The sequence below is a fragment of the Nocardioides sp. F233 genome, assembly GCF_057813895.1.
In genome coordinates this window covers 250,662-271,044 of record NZ_JBVASH010000003.1, presented here as the reverse complement: position 1 = coordinate 271,044, position 20,383 = coordinate 250,662, and the positions used below count along the sequence as shown (strand labels likewise).

Genomic DNA, 20,383 nt, shown 5'->3' with positions numbered 1-20,383 from the left:
TCATGCAGAGAGGAGGTCGCGTGGGTACGGGTTGATACAGCGGTTCAGCGCGGCGCGAGCAGGTGCGCCACCCACGCCGCGGCCGGCTCCGGCGCGCGACCGGGAGCAAGTACGCCGGAGTGGCCGGTGCGCCACCAGTGCGGCTCGACCCGCAGGCCGGCGTCGCGGTAGCCGCGGACCAGCGACCGGGTCAGCCAGAAGGGGGCGACCTCGTCGGCGGCGGCGGCGTCGATCCGCAGCGGCATCCCGGCAGGCAGGGACAGGTGGGCGATGTCCTGGGCGCGCAACGAGGCAAGCAACCGCTCACGTACGACGTCCCCGCGGGTGCCGAGGAGCGCGGCCGGCGCGAGGCCTCCGAACGAGGAGCGATCAGCGAGCTCGGTGAGGGTGCGCTCGGCGAGCTCGGGCCACAGCGCGCGGGCACGGTCGCTCAGCCCGTCGGCGGTCAGCACGCGGGCCAGCTCGGGATCGACGGTCGCGGCACCGTCGATCATCAGTGCGACGAGGGCAGGGACGACGCCGAAGCCGGGCGGGGTCACGGGCCAGCGCAGCGAGAGACCGATGGTCTGGTCCATCCGGGTGACGGGGGCGAACACCGCGCACCCCGCCAATGAAGCTCCGGCGGGCGCACCGAGCGCAGCGGCGTGGAGGGCGGCAACGGCACCCTCGGAGTGACCTGCGGTTACCCAGCGGTCCGACAGGTCGAAGGACGCGCGCGCCGCCACGAGCAGGTCGAGAACGGAGGTCGCCAGGGTGGGACCGACCAGGTACGGGTGCGGCCCCGGACTGCCGAGGCCCTCGTAGTCGGGCTGCAGAACGGCGATCCCGGCGCGCAGCAGGTGCGCGACGAAGGCATCGCCCTGGGTCATCCGGCGCAGCTCCGGGTGCCCGTCGACCGCAGTGCTGGGCGCGGAGCGGTCGCTGCCGCCGGTGGTCATGTGCCCGTAGGTGACGACGGGCCAGCCGCCAGCGGGTGCGGCGCCGGCAGGCAGGTGGACGAGCCCGGTCAGGACGGTCGGATCGCCCCAGACCGAGGTCGCGGCGTACGACACCCGCCAGGACTCCCCCGCCGCGGCCAGCGCCGCCCGCCCCCGCGCGGGCTGACGCGACAGGATGGCCGGCGCGCTCACCAGCGCCCCCGCGGCAGCAGCCGCCGGGCCGCACGCGGGATCAGCCCGAGCCGCCCCGCGGTCCGCACGTCGGCGGCGGCCATCAGGTCGGCGAAGGCGTTCGCGACGGGGACCAGCTGGTCGACGTCGATCTTGTCGAGGGTGTCGGCGTCGTCGTACAGGTAGAGCGGGCCGGAGACCAGGCTGATCGTGGGTACGCCGGCCGTGAAGGTGAACGACGCGTCGGTGGGCATGCCGTCGAGGGTGAACTCCAGCAGGCTGGCGTTGAGCACCGACGTCGCGCCGAGCCCGTGGCGGCGGATGGCGCGGACCAGCGCGAGCTTCATCGGCAGTGACACGTTCTCGAAGAACGCGCGCGGCTCGCTGTGGTCGAGCGTCTCGAACGAACCGTCAGCGGTACGACGCGCGCGGAGCCCGACGTGCTCGACGGTCAGGTTGAGAGCCAGCCGGTACGGGGAGCCGGGGTCGATCGTGTAGCGGCGCGCGAAGTCCCGGTGCGCCTGGTAGCCGGTGAAGTGGCTGTCGAAGGTGACGAACATCAGCGTCTTGTCCCAGGGGCGTCCGGCCCGCGCGCGGTCGACGGCGTGCTCGGCGAGCGCGACGACCTCCGCCGTACCGCTGGCGTCCTCGACGGCGCCGGGACCGATGGAGTCGTGGTGGGACTGGACCATGACCGTCTCCGGCGTGGCCCCGTGGAGCACGCCGACGACGGTGCGGGCCGTGACCCGGCGTCGCTCGGCGACGAGGTGCAGGGACGCGACGGAACCGGCGTGCAGGCGACGACGCAACGACTCCCCCGCGCTGCGCGTGATCCACACACCGGGCAGGGTGAGCAGGACCCGGCGGTAGTACTCGTTGTGGTAGCCGAGCGACTCCGGGTAGTCGCGGAGCACACCGATCACCCCGACCGCGCCGGCCGCCGCGGCGTCGCGCATCGTGCGGGTGAGCGAGGTGATGTAGGGGTTGCGGGAGCCGAGCGCCTCGCGGTTGAGCATCCGCCGGTCGGGGTCGTGGACGTACTCGCTGAGCGGCAGCAGGGCCCACTGCGGCAGGTCGAAGGTCAGGTCGAAGAGCACGATCCGGCCGGCGACGTCGTGGTCGCCGACGCCGTCGGCGCCGATGTCGACGACCACGGCCTCGACGCCGTCGGGGCCGGTGCCGAGGGTGCCGACGTGCTCGTGGCCGGGCAGCGCGCAGTGCCGGATCGGCGCGCACGCGACCTCGTCGCCATCGATCGACAACGCGGTCAGCAGGGGCTCCCAGGCGAAGGAGTCGGTCTCCTCGACCCACACCTCGTCGAGGCCGGCGCGGCGGAACCGGTCGGCGACGTACGCCGCCGCCTGCTCGCCGCCCGGCGTCCCGGTCGCGCGCGGCGCCATCGCGACCAGGTCCTCGATGGTCGCCATCAACTGGTCGACGTGGGCCACGTCAGCGGTGCGCCGGCTCATGTCGACGACCCTAGGACTTCGTCATGACGAACCGTCCGGGCGCCGGAAACCGACAGCGTTCGACCAGTCATGGTCAAGACTGCTCACATGACGCCCACCGATGACGGGATCGGTCACCTCGAGATCCTGCCCGAGATCGACCTCGCGCTGATCGACGCGCTCCAGGTGAACCCGCGGGCGCCGTGGACGACGATCGCCTCGGTGCTCGACATCGACGCGGTGACCGCGGCCCGCCGCTGGCGCCGGCTGCACGAGGAACGGCTCGCCTGGTGGGTGGTCCGGCCGTCGGCGGCGCGACTCACGCCGTACGTCGACGCGACGCTCGCGTTGCTGCGCACGGCACCAGGTGCCGCCGAGGAGGCCGCCCAGCGCGCCGCGGCACCGGACTGGGCGCACACCGTCGACCTCGTGTCCGGTACGGCGGACCTCGGCGTCGTGGTGCTCGGCTCGGGACTGGGCGAGGTCCGCCAGCGCGTCGACGAGCTCGCAGCACTGTGCGTGGGCGAGCTCGTCGAGCGCCGGGTCGTCGCGGCCGTGCACGCCGAGGACGCCGGCTGGCGGCTGGGGATCTGCTCGGCCTCGCAGCGGCGCGCGCTGCTCCCCCGCGCCGGTGCCCCGGTCCCGGCGCCACCCCGGGCCGCGCTGGTCGACGAGCTGCTCGCGGCGCTCGGCGACGACGCCCGGCTGAGCGGGCAGGAGCTCGCGGCGCGGGTGGGCGGATCCGAGCCGACGGTACGACGCGGCCTGGACCGGGCGCTGCGATCAGGGGCGATCCAGCTGGGCTGCGACCTGGCGACGCCCGCCGCGGGGCTGGGGCGTGGCGTGCTGCTCGAGGTCGAGGTCGACGACCCCGACCGGGCAGGTCGGGCGCTGGCAGCGGCCGCGCCGGTGCACCGCTGCGTGCAGACGATCGGCGCCGGCAACCTGACCCTCGGCGTGCGACTGGCCTCGCTCGGTCAGCTGCCGGGGATCGAGGCCGAGCTCGCCGCGCTGGCGCAGGGCTGGCAGGTGCGCAGCCGGCTGACGGTGCTGCGCCCGGTCAAGCGACAGGGGCAGGTGCTGGACCCGACGGAGCGTCGCGCAGCGCCTCGTCGAGGCGGTACGCGCGGATCGCGACGAGGCTGAGCAGCACCAGCGCGGCCGGCACGACGGAGGTGCCGGCGAGGACGGCGAGCCGGGCCGGGGCGTCGTACGCGTCGAGGCCGCCCTCGTAGCCGCCGATCGCCAGCACCACGCCGAGCAGCCCGGGCCCGAGCGCGAAGCCGAGCAGCTCGCACCCGGCCCAGACGCCGGAGAACAGGCCGATCCGGTTGTGCCCGGAGGTGCGGGCGTCGTGGGCGGCGACATCGGGGAGCATCGCGAGCGGGAAGACCTGGATGCCGGCGTACCCGGCTCCCGTGACCGCCGACCAGACCAGGCACCACGTCAGGCTGCCGGACCAGGCGTCGACCATCGCGACCAGGCCGCAGGCCAGGACGGCGGTGGCGACGAGGTAGCCGCCCTTCTTGCCGCGGCGACGCCCGAGCCAGGCCCACAGCGGCGCGGACAGGACGCCGGGCAGCACGAAGGCGGCGAACAGGTAGCTGCCGTTGGCGGTGTCGCCGAGCAGCACCCGGGCGGCGTACGCGACCGCGGCGAGCAGCATGCTCGTGCCCGCGGCCTGCAGCACCAGGGCGGCGATCAGCGGCCGCGCGTGGACGTTGCCGAGGACGACCCGCAGCTGGTCACGCAGCCCTCCCCCGGCGCTCTCGGCGCGAACCACCGGAGCGCCGCGCGTGCACCACCAGACCGCCAGCGAGCCGGCGACGACGACCAGTCCGGCGAGTGCCCCCATCGCGCGGTAGCCGCCCGTGGTCGTCGCCAGCCACGGCGCGACCACCCCGGAGACGGCGATCGCTGTGGTCACCACGCCGACCCGCCACGCCATCATCTGCGTGCGCACGCCGTAGTCGCCGGTGACCTCGGCCGACATCGCGAGGTAGGGCACCTGGAAGAACGCGTACGCCGTCGCGGCGACCAGGTTGGCGAGCAGCACCCAGGCCAGGGCGAGCAGGAAGGGCGTGCTCGGTCCGGTGAAGACGAACGCCAGGCCCACTCCCATGAGCGGGCCGGCGACCAGGAGGAAGGGACGGCGGCGGTCGTGGCGTCGTACCCGATCGCTGAGGCGGCCGGCCAGCGGGTTGCAGACGAAGTCCCAGGCCTTGGGCGCGAACACGACGAGCCCGGCGAGCAGCGCGCCGACGCCCAGCTCCTCGGTGAGGTAGGGCATCAGCAGCAGGGACGGCACCGTCCCGTAGACGCCGGTGGCGACACCACCCAGCGCGTAGCCTCGCCGGATCCGCGCAGGCAGCTCGTCGACCATGCGCCGAACGTAGAGGACGATCGGCTCAGCGCCCGGGGATGCAGGAATCCGTCACTGACGAGCGGAGAACTCGGCTGACCGGACTCCCGCTCAGCTCGGCTTGGCGTACGCCGCGACCCCGGTGTCGAGGATGACGCAGGCCTCGTCGCCGACCGTCCAGGCGTCGTGGCCCGGGTCGAGGTCGATCACGTCGCCGGGCCCGATGCTGAACTCCTCGCCGTCGTCGGGCTTGATGGCCATCTGGCCGGAGATGCAGATGCCGGTGTGGTGGACCTGGCAGGAATCGGTCCCGGCGATCGGCTTGACGTCGTTCGACCAGCGCCAGCCGGGCTCGAAGGTGCCGCGGCCGAGGGTGAAGTCACCGAGGGTGACGACGTCCATGTGGCCGTGGGCCTGGAAGGCACGGCGCTCGTGCGGGGTGTCGATGCTCTGCTTGTCGGACATGGCTTCTCCTCTGCTCGGATGCTCAGACGGTGGCGCGCGGGCGGATGTTCTGGTTGCCCGCGAACACGTTGTCGGGGTCGTACTCCGACTTGATGGCGACGAGGCGCTCGTACTTCTCGGCACCGAAGGCCGCGCGGATCCGCTCGTCGCCCTCGTCGCCGATGAAGTTGAGGTAGACCCCGCCCGTGGTGAACGGTGCGTTCGCCCGGCGGTAGTCGCGGACCCAGGCGATGTTGTCCTCGTCCTCGGACTCGTCCAGCCAGGTCGCGAACGGGTGGCTGATCCAGCGGGCGGCGCGCTGGTTGAGCGGGGTGGCGTCGGCGTCGACGCGGGCGAGGGCGCCGCCCCACGGGAGCAGGAGGTGCTGGGTCATCGGGGAGGGACGGCGGGCGCCGGCGTCGAGGAAGACGTCGAGGGCGGCGTCGGGGAAGCTGTCGTGGTAGTCGGCGCTCCAGTACTGCCGCAGGCCGGGCGGGTCGTCGATCATCGACTGGAGGCCGGCGTACGGCATCGGGCCGACCAGGTCGACCTCCGGGGCGAGGTCGCGCATGACCTGGACCAGGTCGTTCCCGGCGGCATGGTCGCCGTTCCAGCAGACGGCGAGGCCGATGAGCGGCTGGCCCTGCAGGTGCGCGGGGATGAACTCCTCGGGCGGTCCGCTGATGACGACGAGCGCGGAGCCGAGCTCCTCGGGCGCGTCCTCCGCCCAGTCCCGGAAGGCGCGGGCGACCTCCGGGCCTTGGTCGAGCGGCCACAGCATCAGCCCGCCGATGATCATCGGGCCGACCGGGTGCAGCTGGAACTCCAGCGCGGTCACGACACCGAAGTTGCCGCCGCCGCCCTTGCTGGCCCAGAGCAGGTCCTGGTGCTGGCTCTCGTCGGCGCGCAGCGCACGGCCGTCGGCGGTGACCAGCTCGAGGGCGAGCAGGTTGTCGCAGCTGAGGCCGTGCTGGCGCTCCAGCCAGCCGGAGCCGCCGCCGAGGGTCAGCCCCGCGACGCCCGTCGTGGAGACCCGGCCGCCGGTCGTGGCCAGGCCGTGCTCCTGCGCCGCGGCGTCGAACTCGCCCCAGGTGCAACCAGCGCCGACCCGCGCACGCCGGGCCGCGACGTCGAGCTCGATCGACTTCATGGGACGTACGTCGACCACCAGGCCGTCGTCGTTGGTCGACTGCCCGGCCACCGAGTGACCACCGGAGCGCACGGCGACCGCGAGCCCGTCACGGGCGGCGCGGTCGAGCGCCTCCTTGACGTCCGCCGGTCCGGCGCAGGCCGCGATGACGCGGGGCCGCTTGTCGATCATGGCGTTGAAGAGAGCGCGCTGCTCGTCGTACCCGGCCTCGTCGGGGCCGCACCACTTCGTCATGCCTGGCCTCCTGGCCTCGTGGCCCCTCCCTACCCTCACGATCCCTGCGGGGCCGGGCGGTGGCATCCCGTGGAATGGGGAAAGCACGGGTCTGCCCGGGGCCTAGGCTGAGCCCGTGCTGTACGAGGTCCTCCACTCCGTTGTCCCGCCCGTGGCCCGCGCGGTGTGGCGACCGACGATCGAGGGCGTCGCCAACGTGCCGCTGACCGGGCCGGTGCTGTTCGCCAGCAACCACCTGAGCTTCGCCGACAGCGTGGTGATCCCGATCGTGGCGCCGCGCAAGGTCGTGTTCCTGGCGAAGGCGGAGTACTTCACCGGACCGGGGATCAAGGGACGGCTCAGCAAGGCCTGGTTCGAGGGCCTCGGCATGGTGCCGGTCGACCGCAACGACACCCGCGCGGCGCTGAACTCGCTCGACGTGGCGCTCGAGGTGCTCGGCCGGGGCGAGGCGTTCGGCATCTACCCCGAGGGCACCCGCTCGCGCGACGGACGGCTGTACCGCGGCCGGACCGGGGTCGCGCAGCTGGCGCTGACGGCCGGCGTACCCGTGGTCCCGGTCGGGCTGACCGGCACCGACGAGCTGCAGCCGGTCGACGCACGGTTCCCCCGGCGGGCCAAGGTGACCGTGCGGTTCGGGAAGCCGCTGGACTTCGCCGGGCGCTTCGAGGGTGTCGCTCCCGGCCGGGCGCGGCGGGAGGCGACCGACGAGATCATGGACGCCATCCACGCGCTGACCGGCCAGGAGCTCGCCGGCGCCTACAACGAGCGGCCCGTCGACGCCTGATCCTGCGGCGCCAGAGGGCTGGCGTGTCGCCCCGCTCAGGAGTAAGCAGGGAGCTACCGGCGATGCCGGTCGGGCATCGCCCTGCCCCTGAGAGGAGTGGGTCGTGTACGCACGTTCGAGCACGTTCCACGGCAACCCCGCCAACATCGACGCGGGCATGAAGTTCGTCGAGGACGAGGCCGCCCCGATGCTCGCCGAGGCCGAGGGCTGCCTCGGGCTCTCGCTGCTGGTCGACCGGGCAACCGGCTACTGCATCGCGACCAGCTCGTGGCAGACCGAGGAGGCGATGACCGCCAGCGACACGATGCTGCGGCCGATGCGCGACCGCGCACGCGATGTCCTCGGCGCCTCGATGCAGGTCGACAGCTGGGAGATCGTCGCCATGCACCGCAGCCACCACGGCGCGTGCTGCCGGGTCAGCTGGCTCGAGGGCGATCTCGACACGATGACCGAGACCTTCCGGGTCGCGCTGCTCCCCCGCCTGGAGGAGATGGACGGCTTCTGCAGCGCCAGCCTGCTCGTCGACCGGGCCACCGGCCTGGGCTGCGCGACGACGGCCTGGGAGTCGCACGACGCGATGGTCGCCAGCCGCGCGATGGCCGACGAGATGCGCAACCGTACGGCGGAGGAGGCCTCCGGAGTGGTGGTCGAGGTGCACGAGTTCGACCTCGCCTACGCACACCTGCACGTGCCCGAGATGGCCTGACAGGCACAATGCCGGGGTGTTCACCGACAGGCTGGACCCCCGGCTCCAGCAGGACTACCTCGACCGTCTCGGGGTCGCCGCCGAACCACCGTCGGCCGCGGCCCTGCGGCGCATCGTCCAGCGGCACGCCGAGCGGATTCCCTACGAGACGCTGTGGATCCAGGCCGGCCAGGCCTGGGACATCGACCCGCACACGGCCGCCCGCCGGATCGCGCACGACCGGCGCGGCGGCTACTGCTACCACCTCAACGGCGCCCTCGGGCTGCTGCTGACCTCGCTCGGCTACGCGACCACCGCGCACGTCGGCGGGGTGCACGGCCCGGACGGACCGAGCCCGACCGCCGTCGGCAACCACCTGGTGCTGACCGTCAGCGGCCTCCCGAGCGAGACCAACCCCACCGGCACCTGGTACGTCGACAGCGGGCTCGGCGACGCCCTCCACGACCCGCTCCCGCTGGTCGCCGGGGCCCACCGGCAGGCACCCTTCGACCTGACGCTCGAGGAGTCGGCCGACGGGACGGGCTGGCACCTGAGCCATGACCCGGCGGGCGGGTTCACCGGCATGGCGTGGACCACCGGCGTCGCCCGGCAGCAGGACTTCGTGGTCCAGCACCAGCGGCTCTCGACGTCCGCCGAGTCCGGCTTCGTGCAGGTCGCGATGGCCGAGCGCCGCGACGCGACCGGGGTCGACGTGGTGCGCGGCCTGGTGCTCAGCCGGATCGGCGAGGGCGCCCGATCCGACGCGCCGGTCACCGACCGCGCGGCCTGGTTCGAGCTGCTGGCCGACGTGTTCGACCTGCCGCTCGACGACCTGGCCCCCGAGCAGCGGGACCGGTTGTGGAGCACGGTCCTCGCGGCGCACCGGCGGTGGGAGGAGTCCCGGGACCTCGGGTCTCGGTAGGCCGGCGTGCTCGTCGTCCCGGTCACCCACCGCCGAACCCGCGCAGCGCCCGCTCGTGCTCGAGCCGCTGGCGGTGGCTGCTCGCGATGTGGTCGAGCACCAGGCGCTCGATCACGGCGACGTCGCCGGCCACGATGGCGTCGTACAGCACCTGGTGCTCAGCGGTGACGTGCAGCAGGTCGTCGTGCTGGCCGAGCAGCCACCGCAGCCGGCTGCGCATGGTCTGACCGAGGTCGCTCAGCAGCCGGTTGCCGGCGATGTCGGTGACGACCTCGTGGAAGTCGGCGGCCGCGCGGCGCGCTGCCACGCGGTCGCCGGCCCGGGCGCCGGCCAGCTCGGCCTCGAGCGCCTCGCGCAGCCGGGCCAGCCCGACCGCCGTACGACGCTGCGTGGCGAGCCGGAAGGTGAGCACCTCCAGCGCCGTGCGGACCTCGTCGAGATCGGCGAGGTCCGCCGGCGAGAGCTCGCGGACCACGGCCCACGTGTGCGGACGCAGGGTCACCAGGCCCTCGGCGTCGAGCATCGAGAGCGCCTCGCGGACGGGGACCCGGCTCACGCCGACCTCGGTGGCGAGGTCGCGCTCGACGAGCCGGCTCCCCGGCGCGCGCTCGCCATCGAGGATCTGGTGACGCAACCAGTCCGCGACCCGCGAGGACTCCCGGCTGGACACGCTCGGACCCGTCAGGCGGCGGGCTCGCGCTGGAGGAAGACGATGCCCTCGTCGAGGGTCGGCACGATCTCGGTGCCGACCTTGCGGGCGAGGAGGTCGTCGAGCCGGTCGAGCGGACCGATGAGGACCCGGCCGCCGGCACGGGCGACGCGGATCGCGGCGTCCACCTTGGGCTGCATGGAACCCTCGGCGAAGGCCAGCTTCGAGATGGCGTCGGCCGAGGCGGTGACGATGTCGCGCTGCTCGGGGGTGCCCCAGTTCTCGCTGACGTAGTCGCCGTCGGTGAGCATGATGAGCACGTCGGCGCCGATCTCGGCGGCGAGCGCGGCGCTGGCCTGGTCCTTGTCGACGACGGCCTGGACGCCGACGTGGCGGCCCTTGCTGTCGAGGCGCACCGGCACGCCGCCGCCACCGACGCACACGCACAGCGTGCCGCCCTCGAGCAGGCGCTGGATGAGCGGCGCCTGGACGATGGCGAGGGGCTGCGGCGACGGGACGACGCGGCGGAAGGCGTTGCCGTCCTTGGCGATGGTCCAGCGGTACTCGGCCGCGGCCTCGGCGGCGTCGTGCGCGGAGTACTGGGGGCCGATCAGCTTGGTGGGCCGGTCGAAGGCCGGGTCGTCCTCGGAGACGACGGTGGTCGTGATGATGCCGGCGACCTCGCGCTCGCCCTTGACGGCGTTGGCCAGCTCCTGCTGCACGACGTAGCCGATCATGCCCTGGGTCTCGGCGCCGAGGATGTCGAGCGGGTACGCCGCGACGTCCTGGTAGGCGAGGTTCTGCAGGGCCAGCAGACCGACCTGCGGCCCGTTGCCGTGCGTGATGACCAGCTCGGTGGTGCGGGCCAGCTCCGCGAGCGCCTGGCACGTGGAGCGGACGTTGGCCCGCAGGTACTCGGCCGTCATCGGCTCGCCTCGACGCGCGAGAGCGTTCCCGCCCAGTGCCACTACGACTCGCATGAACTTCCTCCTGCTCGATGGGGTACGTCTTGGTATACCATTTCGAAGAATGGTATACCATCAACTGCGGGATTGAGACCCCGCTCACAGAACCCCCTCACGAAACCCAGACGAAGGAGTCCCGGGTGGTGGCGACAGCAGGAGAGCACGCGGTACGGCTGGTCGACGCCGTCTCCGTCGACGCCCTGCTCGCCGACGGGCTCCCCACCGACGGGCGCACCGGCGCCGTCCACTCCGTGCACGCGAAGGTCGTCAACCTGCGCACGCCGGACGGTCTGCTCTGCTGCCTGTCGAGCGACGAGCTCGACGACGCGCCGCGCACCGTCCGGATCGCCGCCGCCGACTGGGCGCGGATCGACTGGCACCTCGACGACCCGATCCGGTTCGGTCCCGCCCTGACCCACGAGTACGACGGCACGACCGTCGTCCTCGCCGGGGCGGCGCGCTGGCAGCCCTCCCCCGCCGACGCGTCGGCACTGGCCACGCTGGCCCCCGAGGACCTGCGGGCCGCGGCCGCCACCATCGAGCGGCACCTGCTGCCCCCGGCCAACCGCACGCCGTTCGACGTCCTCACCGCCGAGGAGCTCGGCCGTCGTACGACGGTCCTGGCCGACGCCGTCCGCGCGGACGACCCGGATGCGACCACAGCTGCGGCCTCCCGCCTGGTCGGCCTCGGCTCCGGGCTGACCCCGAGCGGCGACGACGTGCTGACCGGCCTCGCGGTGCTCGCCGCGGCCGGGGGGATGCTGCTCGACCGGGTCCGGCCGGCACTGACCGAGGCGGTCCTCGGAGGCACTCCCCTGGAGGAGCGCACGACCGCCGTCAGCGCGGCCACCCTGACCGAGGCCCTGGCCGGCCGCGGGCGTCAGCGGATCCACGTCCTCGTCTCGGCGCTGAGCGCGACCGGCACCACCCCGACCCTGGTCGACGCGGTGCTGCGGGTGCGCGCCATCGGCCACACGTCGGGCGCCGACATCCTCACCGGCTTCCGTCTCGGGCTCGAGCTCGAGGCAGACCTGCGCGAGGCGGACCGCCTCGCGGATCCCACCCACCCGAAGGAGATCTCGTGACCACACCCTCAGCCGAGGAGCGGTACCTCGCCGCCGCGGCGGCCGGCGACCTGGACGGCGTACGCGCCGCCCTCGCCGACGGCGCCGACAAGGACGCGCTGGACCGGGAGGAGGCGAGCGCCGTCCTGGCGGCCGCACGGGCCAAGCACTACGACGTGGTGCGCTTCCTGATCGGCGAGGGCGTCGACATCGACGCGCAGGACCAGACCTGCTTCAACCCGTTCATCCACGGGTGCATCCACGACGACCTCGAGCTCGTGACGATCATGGTCGAGGCAGGCACCGACCTGAAGCGGCTCACCCGCTTCGGCGGCAACGGCCTCACCCCGGCCGCGGAGAAGGGCCACCTCGAGATCGTCCGCTACCTGCTCGAGAACACGAACATCAACGTCAACCTGACCAACACGCTCGGGTGGACCGCCCTGATCGAGACCATCATCCTCGGCGACGGCGGCCCGGTCCGCCAGCAGACCGCGGAGCTGCTGCTCGAGCACGGCGCCAAGCCCGGCATGACGGACGAGTGGGGCGTCACGCCCCTCGACCTCGCGCGCAAGCGCGGGTTCGACGACCTCGCCGCCGTGATCGAGCGCTACCTCTGAAAGGACCTGAGATGACCAGGTACATCGACATCCGCAAGAACACCTACCTCGACTCGGTCTCGCTCATGTCCATGAGCACCAAGGCCAACGCCGTCGAGGGCGTCACCCAGGCCCTGCTGGGCATGGCCACGCCGATGAACAAGGAGGTCCTCGCCAACGTCGGCGTCAACGACCCCGCCATCGACGCCGCCAAGCCGAGCGACCTGATGATCGTGATCGACGCCGCGGACGACCTCGTCGAGGACGCGATCCAGGCCGTCAACGACATCCTCGCCCGCAAGAACAAGGGCGCCGAGGGCACCGCCGAGGTCCGCTACCGCACGCTCGACGGCGCGTTCTCCGAGGTCCCGGACAGCAACCTCGTCCTCATCTCGGTCAACGGCGCCTTCGCCGCCCGCGAGGCCCGCAAGGCGCTCGTCGCCGACAAGCACGTGATGATCTTCTCCGACAACGTGTCGGTCGAGGACGAGATCGAGCTCAAGACGCTCGCCCACGACAAGGGCCTGCTGCTCATGGGTCCCGACTGCGGTACGGCGATCATCAACGGCACCGGCCTCGCCTTCTCGAACGCCGTACGCCGTGGCTCGATCGGCATCGTCGGCGCCTCGGGCACCGGCAGCCAGGAGATCTCGGTCCGGGTGCACGACTTCGGCGGCGGCGTCTCGCAGCTGATCGGCACCGGAGGCCGCGATCTGTCCGCCGAGGTCGGCGGCCTGATGATGGTCGACGGCATCGAGGCCCTCGCGGCCGACCCGGAGACCGAGGTCATCGTGGTCGTCTCCAAGCCCCCGGCCGAGGAGGTCGCCGAGAAGGTGCTCGGCGTCCTCGGCGCGACCGGCAAGCCGGCCGTGGTCTGCTTCCTCGGCTCGCCGCGCACGGAGTCGGGCCACCCCAACGTGCAGCTGGTGTCGGGCACCAAGCCCGCCGCACTGGCCGCCGTGCTCGCCACCGGCGTCGACGAGTCCACGCTCGACCTGCACGCCCTCAACCTCCCGCTCATCGAGGAGACCCGCGCCAAGCTGGCCCCCGAGCAGAAGTACGTCCGCGGCCTGTTCTGCGGCGGCACCCTGTGCGACGAGGCGATGTTCGCGGCCCTCGCGACGTACGACAACGTCTACTCGAACATCCAGAAGGACCCGTCGTACGTCCTCGGTGCGACCGACCCGTCGAAGGAGCACACCTTCCTCGACATGGGTGACGACGACTTCACCGACGGTCGCCCGCACCCGATGATCGACCCGTCGCTGCGCCTGCAGCGCCTCGTCCAGGAGGCCGACGACCCCGAGGTCGGCGTCATCACGATGGACTTCATCCTCGGCTTCGGCTCCCACGAGGACCCGGTCGGCGTGACCATCCCCGCCATCGAGGAGGCCAAGGCCAAGGCTGCCGCGCGCGGCCAGCACCTGGAGATCCTCGGCTACGTCCTCGGCACCGACCTCGACACCCCGGCCATCGCCGGCCAGGTGGCGCAGCTCGAGGCCGCCGGCGTGACCATCGCCTCCTCCTCCACCAATCTCGGCCTGCTGGCCCGCGAATTCGTTGCGAAGGGTGACCACTGATGAGCATCAACAGCCTGTTCTCGACCGGCCTCAAGCCGGTCAACCTCGGTCTCGACATGTTCGCCGAGGACCTCACCGCCCAGGGCGTGGCACCGGTCCGGATGGACTGGACCCCGCCGGGCGGCGGTGACCCGGAGATCATCGCGGCCCTCGGTCGCCTCGAGCGCCCCGATCTCGCCGAGAAGATCAACGCCGCCAACGAGGAGGCCGTCAGTCGCGTCCTCGCCGCGCAGCCCTTCCTGGAGGGCTTCGGCCAGGCGATCGACACCGTGCCCGGGATGACGAAGACGACCATCCTGCACGCCGGTCCCCCGATCAGCTGGGAGCGGATGTCGGGCCCGATGAAGGGTGCCGTCACCGGCGCGCTCGTCTTCGAGGGTCTCGCCAAGGATCTCGACGAGGCCGCCGAGCTCGCGGCCTCGGGCGAGATCACCTTCTCCCCCTGTCACGAGCACCAGTCGGTCGGCTCGATGGCCGGTGTCACCAGCGCCAGCATGTGGGTCCACAAGGTCACCAACCGCACCCACGGCAACACCGCCTACACGAACCTGTCGGAGCAGCTCTCCAAGATCCTGCGGTTCGGCGCCAACGACAAGTCGGTCATCGACCGCCTCAACTGGATGCGCGACGTCTTCGGCCCGATCCTGGCCGGCGCCATGGAGCTCAACGAGGGCGGCCTCGACCTGCGCCTGCTGCTCTCCCAGGCCCTGCACATGGGCGACGAGGCGCACAACCGCAACGTCGCCGGTACGACGCTGCTGATCCAGGCGCTCGCGCCGTACATCCTCGAGACGGACTTCACGACCAGGGAGAAGCGCGAGGTCTTCGACTTCGTCGCGTCGTCGGACTACTTCTCCGGCCCGACCTGGATGGTCACCGCGAAGGCCGCGATGGACGCCGCCGTGGGCATCGAGAACTCGACCGTCGTCACGGCCATGTGCCGCAACGGCGTCGACTTCGGCATCCGCGTCTCCGGCACCGGCGACCAGTGGTTCACCGGTCCCGCGCAGCAGGTCATCGGCCCGATGTTCGCCGGCTACACCGAGGCCGACTCCGGCCTCGACATGGGCGACTCGGCCATCACCGAGACCTTCGGCATCGGCGGCTTCGCCATGGCCGCGGCTCCCGCGATCGTCGCCCTCGTCGGCGGCACCGTGCAGGAGGCGATGGGCTACTCGAAGACGATGAACGCCATCACCACGACCAACAACCCCAACGTCACCATCCCGGCGCTGGACTTCATGGGCGTGCCGACCGGCATCGACGTCCGCAAGGTCATCGAGACCGGCATCCTGCCGCTGATCAACACCGCCATCGCCCACAAGGACCCGGGCATCGGCATGATCGGCGCCGGCATCGTGCACCCGCCGCTGGAGGCCTTCCAGCAGGCGATCGTCGCGCTCTCCGACACCATCGGTGCCTGAAGGGATGGGTTGGCATGTCCACGACCTCTAGTGGTCTCGACCTGGTCGACCCGGGAGCCGAGGCCGTCGCGACGTACGCCGCCCGCGGCTACGCCGAGGACGTCCTCCCGGTCCGTCCGCAGGACCGGACCTGGTCGACCCCGCAGTTCGTCACCGTGTGGATGGGACCGATCCACAACATCCTGTCCTACTTCACGGTGGTCGGCTTCTTCGCGCTCGGCCTCTCGGCCAAGCAGGTCGTCGCGGCGATCCTGCTCAGCGCGGTGATCGTGTCGGCGGGGTACATCCTCAACGGCCAGGCCTCGGCGCGGTACGGCGTACCGTTCGCGATGCTGCTGCGCGACTCGTTCGGCTCCAGGGGCGCGCTGCTCCCGGCCGCGATCCGCGGCACCATCGCGGGCATCGTGTTCTTCGGCCTCTCGACGGTCTCCAGCGCGCAGGCACTGGACGTCGTGATGGACAAGATCTTCCCCGGGTACGCCGACCTCGACGGCTCGATCCTCGGGCTCGCCGTCCCCACGGCGATCTCGTACCTGATCATGTGGTCGATCACGGTGGCGCTCTTCCTCGCGGGCCAGAAGTTCCTCGGGACGTTCAGCACCTGGGCGAACCCGGCGGTCTACGTCCTGATCGTCATCGGCGTGGTGCTGGCCATCAAGAACGTCGGCAGCTTCTCCGACATCTTCGAGCTGCACCCCGTGCAGTCCGAGGTGACGCCGCTGGTGTTCGTCGGCTGCGTCGCGGCGCTGGTCTCCAACTGGGCCGGCCCGATCGTCAACACCGGCGACTACACCCGCAACGCCACGTCCACGAGGGCCCCGGCCCTCGGCTTCCCGGTCGGCGTCATCGCGTCGTACCTGCTGTTCACGCTGGTGACGGTCTCCTTCATGGCCTCGCTCAGCGTCAGCACGCACGGCGACTTCGACGTCAACCGGCCGACGATCTTCGTGGACGCGATCAACTCGATCGGCAACCCGTTCGTCGTCGTGCTGCTGATCTTGTCGATGAACGTCGGCATGACCGCGTTCTGTGTGTTCGGCAACATGCTGCCGGCGGGCCTGCAGCTCACCGCCGAGTGGCCGGCGCGGTTCACGGTGCGCAACGGGGCGATCATCACCGCGGTGGTGGGCACGCTGTTCCTGCCGTGGAAGTTCCTCGAGGCGACCGACGCACTCTTCCTGTTCTACTCGTTCATCGGCTCGATGTTCGGCCCGATCGCCGGGATCATGCTGGCGTCGTACTTCGTGGAGCGGAAGCGCACCGTCGACCTCGACAACATCTACGCGGACCCGAAGGCGCCGCAGGTGGCCTACAACTGGCGCGCCATCGGGGTGCTGGTGGTCAGCTTCGTGTTCACCATGGCCGGCACGCTCCCCGGGCTGAAGGAGGTCGGCTTCCTCGTCGACGTCAAGAACCTCGCGTTCTTCTCCGGCCTGCTCATCGGGTTCGTCGGCTACACGCTGACGATCCTCGGCTCGCGAAAGGCAACCTCATGAGCACCACCCCCGCCCCGTCCGCCAGCCCGTCCGCCAGCCCGGAGCAGGTCGACGCCTGGTTCGCCCAGGCCGCCGACATCACCGTCGAGGGCATGCGGGCCGGCACCGGCGGCCCGTTCGGCGCCACGCTCGTCAACGACGGCGAGGTCGTCGTCAGCGTCGGCAACACGGTCCTGAAGGACACCGACCCCTCGGGTCACGCCGAGATGGTCGCCGTACGCGAGGCCTGCCGCAAGCTCGGCACGCTCGACCTGTCGGGCATGGTCATGTACGCCACCTGCGAGCCGTGCCCGATGTGCGTGGCCGTGATGATGTGGGCCGGCATCACCGAGTGCTACTACGCCTCGACGCGCGACGACGCGGCGGACAACGGCTTCTCGGACATGCACCTGCGCCGCTACCTCGACGGCAGCGACACCAGCACGATGGACCTCGTGCACCTGGCCGAGGGACGCGAGGAGTGCGCCGCGATCTGGACGGAGTTCCGGGCGCTCAACGGCTGACGCTGCGAGCAGCAGACACACTCGTGCGGTCCGGCTCCCCCACGGTCGGACCCGCACGAGTGCTTCCAGACTCCGAACCCACCGGTTCGGCGGGCCTGGGTGTGAGCGGGCTGCGGTGCCGTCGTCGGCACAGCTCCGAAAGGCAGCAACGAGGAAAGTCGGCGGACGGTCAGGTTCCGCGGTCGGCTTTCGGTCGCGAAACCTGCCGGATCCTGTTACCGGCGGGGATCGGATGAACCTGGTTGATCCGATCTCCGCCGATGACCCGAGATCGGACGAAAGCCGACAGCGCGACGGTGCCCACCACCCGACTCCGTCGTCGCTGCCTCCTGGAACGCCAGCACTACGCAACCGCAGCATCCGCACATCCAGCCCACCGGAACCGGTGGATTCGGTGTCGTGCCGGCACCACGACGCGCAACGGGCGCGGCGTCAATGCGCCGGCCGACCTCCGCCGAAGGTGTCGGCCACCGCACGGTCGCGGAACACCCGGTACTCCAGGGGCGACGGCTCCCCGAAGGCACCCGCCGGGGCCGCGCCGCTGGCGATGATCAGGTTGCCCTCCCGCCGGCCCTTGAGGGTCGCGGGCTCCGCGCCGACGACGACGTCACCGAGCGTGCGGGCAGCGGCGACGAACGCCCGCACCCGCGGGTACGGCGGCCGGTCGACCAGGTTCGCGACGAACATCCCGCCCGGCGCCAGCACCCGCCCGACCTGCTCCACGAACCCGGCCGACGTCAGCGACGCGGGCACCTGCCCGGCGGCGAAGGCGTCGAGGATGACCACGTCCTGCGAGTCGTCGCGCACCGCGAGGATCCCGGTCTCGCCGTCGACCGGGCGCACCTTGATCCCGCTGCGGGGCGGCAGCGGCGCCTCGGCGCGGACCTGCTCGACGACCTGGACCGCGGGCTCGAGCACGATCTGCGACGAGCGGGGCCGGGTGGCGGCGACGTAGCGCGGCAGGGTCATCGCCGCACCACCGACGTGCAGCACGCGCAGCGGCCCGGGCGGCATCACGTCGAGGAGGTCGCCGATCCGGCGGACGTAGTCGAAGACCAGGCGAGTCGGGTCGGCGAGGTCGACGGCCGACTGCTGCATGTCGTCGAGGTCGAGGATGTAGAGGTCGCGCGCCATGACCCGCCCGACCCTAGGCCATGCCTAGAGGAACCGCCCCGGGTTGGTGGCGACGGGGCGGGCCAGGGTGGGCCGTACGGCACGGTAGGCCTCGACGATCGGAGCCAGCTCGTCGGGCTCGGCGCCGTGCAGGATCACCGAGTGGCAGCCGAGCTCGAGCTCGCGGACGATCGTGGCCGCCGCCTGCTCCGAGGTCCCGTGGGCCGAGGCCTCGAGCCACTCGTCCGGGACCAGGTCGGCGATCCGGTGCAGCGTCTCGGCGTCCGCCGACGCGTCGATGGCGCCCGCCGCCGCTGCGTCGACGAAGACCGGCGCGGTCCGCAGTCGCTCCCAGGCAGCGGGGTCCCAGCCGTTGACCGCGACCAGGACGTCGCCGTACGCCTGCAGGTAGGTGACCAGGCGGCCCACGCCCCGGCGTACCCGGTCGTCGGCGGACAGGCCGTCCGGAACCGTGGCGAGGCAGGACCAGATCCGGATCGCGTCCGGGTCCCGGCCGGCTCGTTCGGCGCCGCGGCGCACGGCCTCGATCGACGAGCGGGTCGCCTGCTCGCCGAAGAAGGTGTGCATGATGACGAAGTCGCAGGTCTCCCCCGCCAGCTCCATGGTCCGCGGCCCGACCGCGACCAGGCCGAGCGGCGGTCCCTCGCCGAGCCCGCTCTGGTTGTGCACGACGGGCCAGGAGCCGGCCGGTCCGTCGTGGTCGAGCGCGTAGCCGTCCCGCCACACCTGGCGCAGCAGGCCCATGAAGTCGCGCAGCGCGGCCTCGGTGACGACCGGCAGGCCGATCGCCTTCCAGTGCTGCGCGGCGCCGCGGCCGAACGCCATCGCGTAGCGGCCCTCGGTCATCTGGTGCAGCGTCGAGCCGAGCGTCGCGGTGATCATCGGGTGCCGGGTGTGGTGGTTGATCGCGGCGCTCGCGATCCCCAGCGAGGGGGCCCGGCCGGCGACACCGCCGGCGAGCGAGCCCGCCTCCTTGACCGTGAACCGCTCGCTGATGTGGCAGGACCCGAGCCCCAGACTCTCGGCGGCAGTGGCCTCCGGGAACAGGACGCGGGCGTCGGCGGGGTGGTGGGTCACGGCGTAGTAGCCCAGCTCGTTGAGCTGCTCGGGCTGCTGGTCTGGACTGCTCGACATGGCGTAATCTGAGCAAGTGATCAGATTGCTGTCAAGGGTTCCGTCATGACGACGCGAGCGAACCGGCCGGGCCCGCGCACCGACGTCGACGTCCGGGCCCGGCTCCTCGACACCGCCGAGCAGCTGTTCGCCGCCAACGGCGTCGGGACCGACTCCCTGCGCGCGATCGGGCGGACCGCAGGGGTGTCCTCGGCCGGGGTGCTCTACCACTTCCCGCAGCGCCAGGACCTGGTCGACGCGGTCGTCGCCCGCCGCGGCGAGCCGTTGACCCGCAGCATGCGCGCCGGACTCGCAGCGCTCGTCGAGCACCCAGAACCGGTGACGACACGCGACGTGGTCGACGCCGTCCTGCTCCCGATGGTGGCCATGATCGCGGCCGACCCGCAGGCCGGCCTGGCCTGGATGAAGCTGATCACCCAGCTCGCCCATCACCGCGCCGCCGCCTGGGCCGACCTGGATGACGGCGAGCCCAGCGCGTCCGAGCTCTTCCACGCCGCGGCCGTGCGGGCACTGCGCGACTACGAGAGCACGGCGGTCCGGTTCCGGCTCGGCATCGCGATGTTCTCGATGCTCGGGTCCCTCGCCGGCGCCGACCAGGGCAAGCCGGAGGGCAAGATCGGACCCGCCGGACTGGACCCGGTGTTCGTCGACGAGCTCGCCCGCTTCACGGCCGCCGGACTGGCGGCCGAGCGCTGAT

Annotated in this window: 20 protein-coding genes; 11 read left to right on the top strand and 9 right to left on the bottom strand. The window is 72.1% G+C overall.

Annotated elements, in window-relative coordinates:
• Nucleotides 1-44: 44 nt before the first annotated feature.
• Together ACZYRU_RS12600 and ACZYRU_RS12595 are read right to left on the bottom strand one after the other, a co-directional pair.
• Nucleotides 45-1,130: a lipase family protein gene (locus tag ACZYRU_RS12600; protein WP_488957448.1), complete on the bottom strand. Its 1,086-nt coding sequence runs from the start codon at nt 1,128-1,130 to the stop codon at nt 45-47.
• Nucleotides 1,127-2,578, bottom strand: a complete 1,452-nt coding sequence (locus ACZYRU_RS12595; protein ID WP_488957447.1) for a M28 family peptidase — start codon at nt 2,576-2,578, stop codon at nt 1,127-1,129. The genes ACZYRU_RS12600 and ACZYRU_RS12595 overlap by 4 nt, the downstream gene beginning before the upstream one ends.
• A gap of 87 nt (nt 2,579-2,665) precedes the next feature.
• Here ACZYRU_RS12595 and ACZYRU_RS12590 point away from each other — a divergent pair, with 87 nt between their 5' ends.
• Nucleotides 2,666-3,703, top strand: coding sequence for an Lrp/AsnC family transcriptional regulator (locus ACZYRU_RS12590; protein ID WP_488957446.1), 1,038 nt, complete (start codon nt 2,666-2,668; stop codon nt 3,701-3,703).
• Here ACZYRU_RS12590 and ACZYRU_RS12585 read toward each other — a convergent pair.
• The 3 genes from ACZYRU_RS12585 to ACZYRU_RS12575 form a co-directional block, all read right to left on the bottom strand.
• Complete coding sequence (locus ACZYRU_RS12585) at nt 3,618-4,940, bottom strand: MFS transporter (RefSeq protein ID WP_488957445.1); 1,323 nt, start codon at nt 4,938-4,940, stop codon at nt 3,618-3,620. The two genes, ACZYRU_RS12590 and ACZYRU_RS12585, sit on opposite strands and share 86 nt — an antisense overlap.
• A gap of 90 nt (nt 4,941-5,030) precedes the next feature.
• Entirely contained in the window at nt 5,031-5,384 is a 354-nt protein-coding gene (locus tag ACZYRU_RS12580) for a cupin domain-containing protein (protein WP_488957444.1), read from the bottom strand.
• Between the two features lie 22 nt (nt 5,385-5,406).
• The gene (locus ACZYRU_RS12575; RefSeq protein ID WP_488957443.1) at nt 5,407-6,747 is read right to left on the bottom strand and encodes an FAD-binding oxidoreductase; all 1,341 of its coding nucleotides are present in this window, start codon (nt 6,745-6,747) and stop codon (nt 5,407-5,409) included.
• Between the two features lie 115 nt (nt 6,748-6,862).
• On the opposite strand from ACZYRU_RS12575, the gene ACZYRU_RS12570 reads away from it, so the two are divergent.
• The 3 genes from ACZYRU_RS12570 to ACZYRU_RS12560 all read left to right on the top strand — a co-directional run bounded on the left by ACZYRU_RS12570 (nt 6,863) and on the right by ACZYRU_RS12560 (nt 9,138).
• Nucleotides 6,863-7,531 carry a lysophospholipid acyltransferase family protein gene (locus ACZYRU_RS12570; RefSeq protein ID WP_488957442.1) on the top strand — a complete coding sequence of 223 codons (669 nt, stop codon included), beginning with the start codon at nt 6,863-6,865 and terminating at the stop codon, nt 7,529-7,531.
• A 103-nt stretch (nt 7,532-7,634) separates the two neighbouring features.
• The gene (locus ACZYRU_RS12565) at nt 7,635-8,237 is read left to right on the top strand and encodes a hypothetical protein (protein ID WP_488957441.1); all 603 of its coding nucleotides are present in this window, start codon (nt 7,635-7,637) and stop codon (nt 8,235-8,237) included.
• A gap of 16 nt (nt 8,238-8,253) precedes the next feature.
• Nucleotides 8,254-9,138 carry an arylamine N-acetyltransferase family protein gene (locus tag ACZYRU_RS12560; protein ID WP_488957440.1) on the top strand — a complete coding sequence of 295 codons (885 nt, stop codon included), beginning with the start codon at nt 8,254-8,256 and terminating at the stop codon, nt 9,136-9,138.
• Nucleotides 9,139-9,160: 22 nt separating this feature from the next.
• Here ACZYRU_RS12560 and ACZYRU_RS12555 read toward each other — a convergent pair whose 3' ends face one another.
• Both ACZYRU_RS12555 and ACZYRU_RS12550 read right to left on the bottom strand, forming a co-directional pair.
• Nucleotides 9,161-9,808, bottom strand: a complete 648-nt coding sequence (locus ACZYRU_RS12555) for a GntR family transcriptional regulator (RefSeq protein WP_488957439.1) — start codon at nt 9,806-9,808, stop codon at nt 9,161-9,163.
• A gap of 11 nt (nt 9,809-9,819) precedes the next feature.
• Complete coding sequence (locus tag ACZYRU_RS12550) at nt 9,820-10,767, bottom strand: carbamate kinase (protein WP_488957438.1); 948 nt, start codon at nt 10,765-10,767, stop codon at nt 9,820-9,822.
• A 128-nt stretch (nt 10,768-10,895) separates the two neighbouring features.
• Here ACZYRU_RS12550 and ACZYRU_RS12545 point away from each other — a divergent pair, with 128 nt between their 5' ends.
• From ACZYRU_RS12545 to ACZYRU_RS12520, 6 genes are read left to right on the top strand one after another with little or no spacing between them, the layout of a single operon-like run.
• Nucleotides 10,896-11,837, top strand: coding sequence for an oxamate carbamoyltransferase subunit AllH family protein (locus ACZYRU_RS12545; RefSeq protein WP_488957437.1), 942 nt, complete (start codon nt 10,896-10,898; stop codon nt 11,835-11,837).
• Nucleotides 11,834-12,436: an ankyrin repeat domain-containing protein gene (locus ACZYRU_RS12540; protein ID WP_488957436.1), complete on the top strand. Its 603-nt coding sequence runs from the start codon at nt 11,834-11,836 to the stop codon at nt 12,434-12,436. The genes ACZYRU_RS12545 and ACZYRU_RS12540 overlap by 4 nt, the downstream gene beginning before the upstream one ends.
• An 11-nt stretch (nt 12,437-12,447) precedes the next feature.
• A complete protein-coding gene (fdrA, locus tag ACZYRU_RS12535; protein WP_488957435.1) occupies nt 12,448-13,995 on the top strand; it encodes an acyl-CoA synthetase FdrA in 1,548 nt (515 codons plus the stop codon).
• The gene (locus ACZYRU_RS12530; protein WP_488957434.1) at nt 13,995-15,419 is read left to right on the top strand and encodes a YlbE family protein; all 1,425 of its coding nucleotides are present in this window, start codon (nt 13,995-13,997) and stop codon (nt 15,417-15,419) included. Before fdrA ends, ACZYRU_RS12530 begins: the two co-directional genes overlap by 1 nt.
• A 14-nt stretch (nt 15,420-15,433) precedes the next feature.
• Nucleotides 15,434-16,915 (top strand): cytosine permease, encoded by a 1,482-nt coding sequence (locus tag ACZYRU_RS12525; protein WP_488957433.1) that lies wholly within the window; start codon nt 15,434-15,436, stop codon nt 16,913-16,915.
• Nucleotides 16,912-17,418, top strand: a complete 507-nt coding sequence (locus tag ACZYRU_RS12520) for a nucleoside deaminase (protein WP_488957432.1) — start codon at nt 16,912-16,914, stop codon at nt 17,416-17,418. Before ACZYRU_RS12525 ends, ACZYRU_RS12520 begins: the two co-directional genes overlap by 4 nt.
• A gap of 432 nt (nt 17,419-17,850) precedes the next feature.
• On the opposite strand, the gene ACZYRU_RS12515 is transcribed toward ACZYRU_RS12520, so the two are convergent.
• On the bottom strand, nt 17,851-18,552 hold the full coding sequence (locus ACZYRU_RS12515; protein ID WP_488957431.1) for a spermidine synthase: 702 nt from the start codon (nt 18,550-18,552) through the stop codon (nt 17,851-17,853).
• Between the two features lie 24 nt (nt 18,553-18,576).
• Nucleotides 18,577-19,686: a TIGR03857 family LLM class F420-dependent oxidoreductase gene (locus ACZYRU_RS12510; RefSeq protein ID WP_488957430.1), complete on the bottom strand. Its 1,110-nt coding sequence runs from the start codon at nt 19,684-19,686 to the stop codon at nt 18,577-18,579.
• A gap of 45 nt (nt 19,687-19,731) precedes the next feature.
• On the opposite strand from ACZYRU_RS12510, the gene ACZYRU_RS12505 reads away from it, so the two are divergent.
• Nucleotides 19,732-20,382: a TetR/AcrR family transcriptional regulator gene (locus ACZYRU_RS12505; RefSeq protein WP_488957429.1), complete on the top strand. Its 651-nt coding sequence runs from the start codon at nt 19,732-19,734 to the stop codon at nt 20,380-20,382.
• Nucleotide 20,383: the final 1 nt, after the last annotated feature.

What these genes read in the sequence shown, in the direction of transcription:
- ACZYRU_RS12510 (WP_488957430.1), bottom strand. Translation starts at nt 19,686, where the DNA reads ATGTCGAGCAGTCCAGACCAGCAGCCCGAGCAGCTCAACGAGCTGGGC.
- ACZYRU_RS12515 (WP_488957431.1), bottom strand. Translation starts at nt 18,552, where the DNA reads ATGGCGCGCGACCTCTACATCCTCGACCTCGACGACATGCAGCAGTCG.
- ACZYRU_RS12580 (WP_488957444.1), bottom strand. Translation starts at nt 5,384, where the DNA reads ATGTCCGACAAGCAGAGCATCGACACCCCGCACGAGCGCCGTGCCTTC.
- ACZYRU_RS12585 (WP_488957445.1), bottom strand. Translation starts at nt 4,940, where the DNA reads ATGGTCGACGAGCTGCCTGCGCGGATCCGGCGAGGCTACGCGCTGGGT.
- ACZYRU_RS12550 (WP_488957438.1), bottom strand. Translation starts at nt 10,767, where the DNA reads ATGCGAGTCGTAGTGGCACTGGGCGGGAACGCTCTCGCGCGTCGAGGC.
- ACZYRU_RS12520 (WP_488957432.1), top strand. Translation starts at nt 16,912, where the DNA reads ATGAGCACCACCCCCGCCCCGTCCGCCAGCCCGTCCGCCAGCCCGGAG.
- ACZYRU_RS12590 (WP_488957446.1), top strand. Translation starts at nt 2,666, where the DNA reads ATGACGCCCACCGATGACGGGATCGGTCACCTCGAGATCCTGCCCGAG.
- ACZYRU_RS12525 (WP_488957433.1), top strand. Translation starts at nt 15,434, where the DNA reads ATGTCCACGACCTCTAGTGGTCTCGACCTGGTCGACCCGGGAGCCGAG.
- ACZYRU_RS12575 (WP_488957443.1), bottom strand. Translation starts at nt 6,747, where the DNA reads ATGACGAAGTGGTGCGGCCCCGACGAGGCCGGGTACGACGAGCAGCGC.
- fdrA (WP_488957435.1), top strand. Translation starts at nt 12,448, where the DNA reads ATGACCAGGTACATCGACATCCGCAAGAACACCTACCTCGACTCGGTC.
- ACZYRU_RS12505 (WP_488957429.1), top strand. Translation starts at nt 19,732, where the DNA reads ATGACGACGCGAGCGAACCGGCCGGGCCCGCGCACCGACGTCGACGTC.
- ACZYRU_RS12595 (WP_488957447.1), bottom strand. Translation starts at nt 2,578, where the DNA reads ATGAGCCGGCGCACCGCTGACGTGGCCCACGTCGACCAGTTGATGGCG.
- ACZYRU_RS12530 (WP_488957434.1), top strand. Translation starts at nt 13,995, where the DNA reads ATGAGCATCAACAGCCTGTTCTCGACCGGCCTCAAGCCGGTCAACCTC.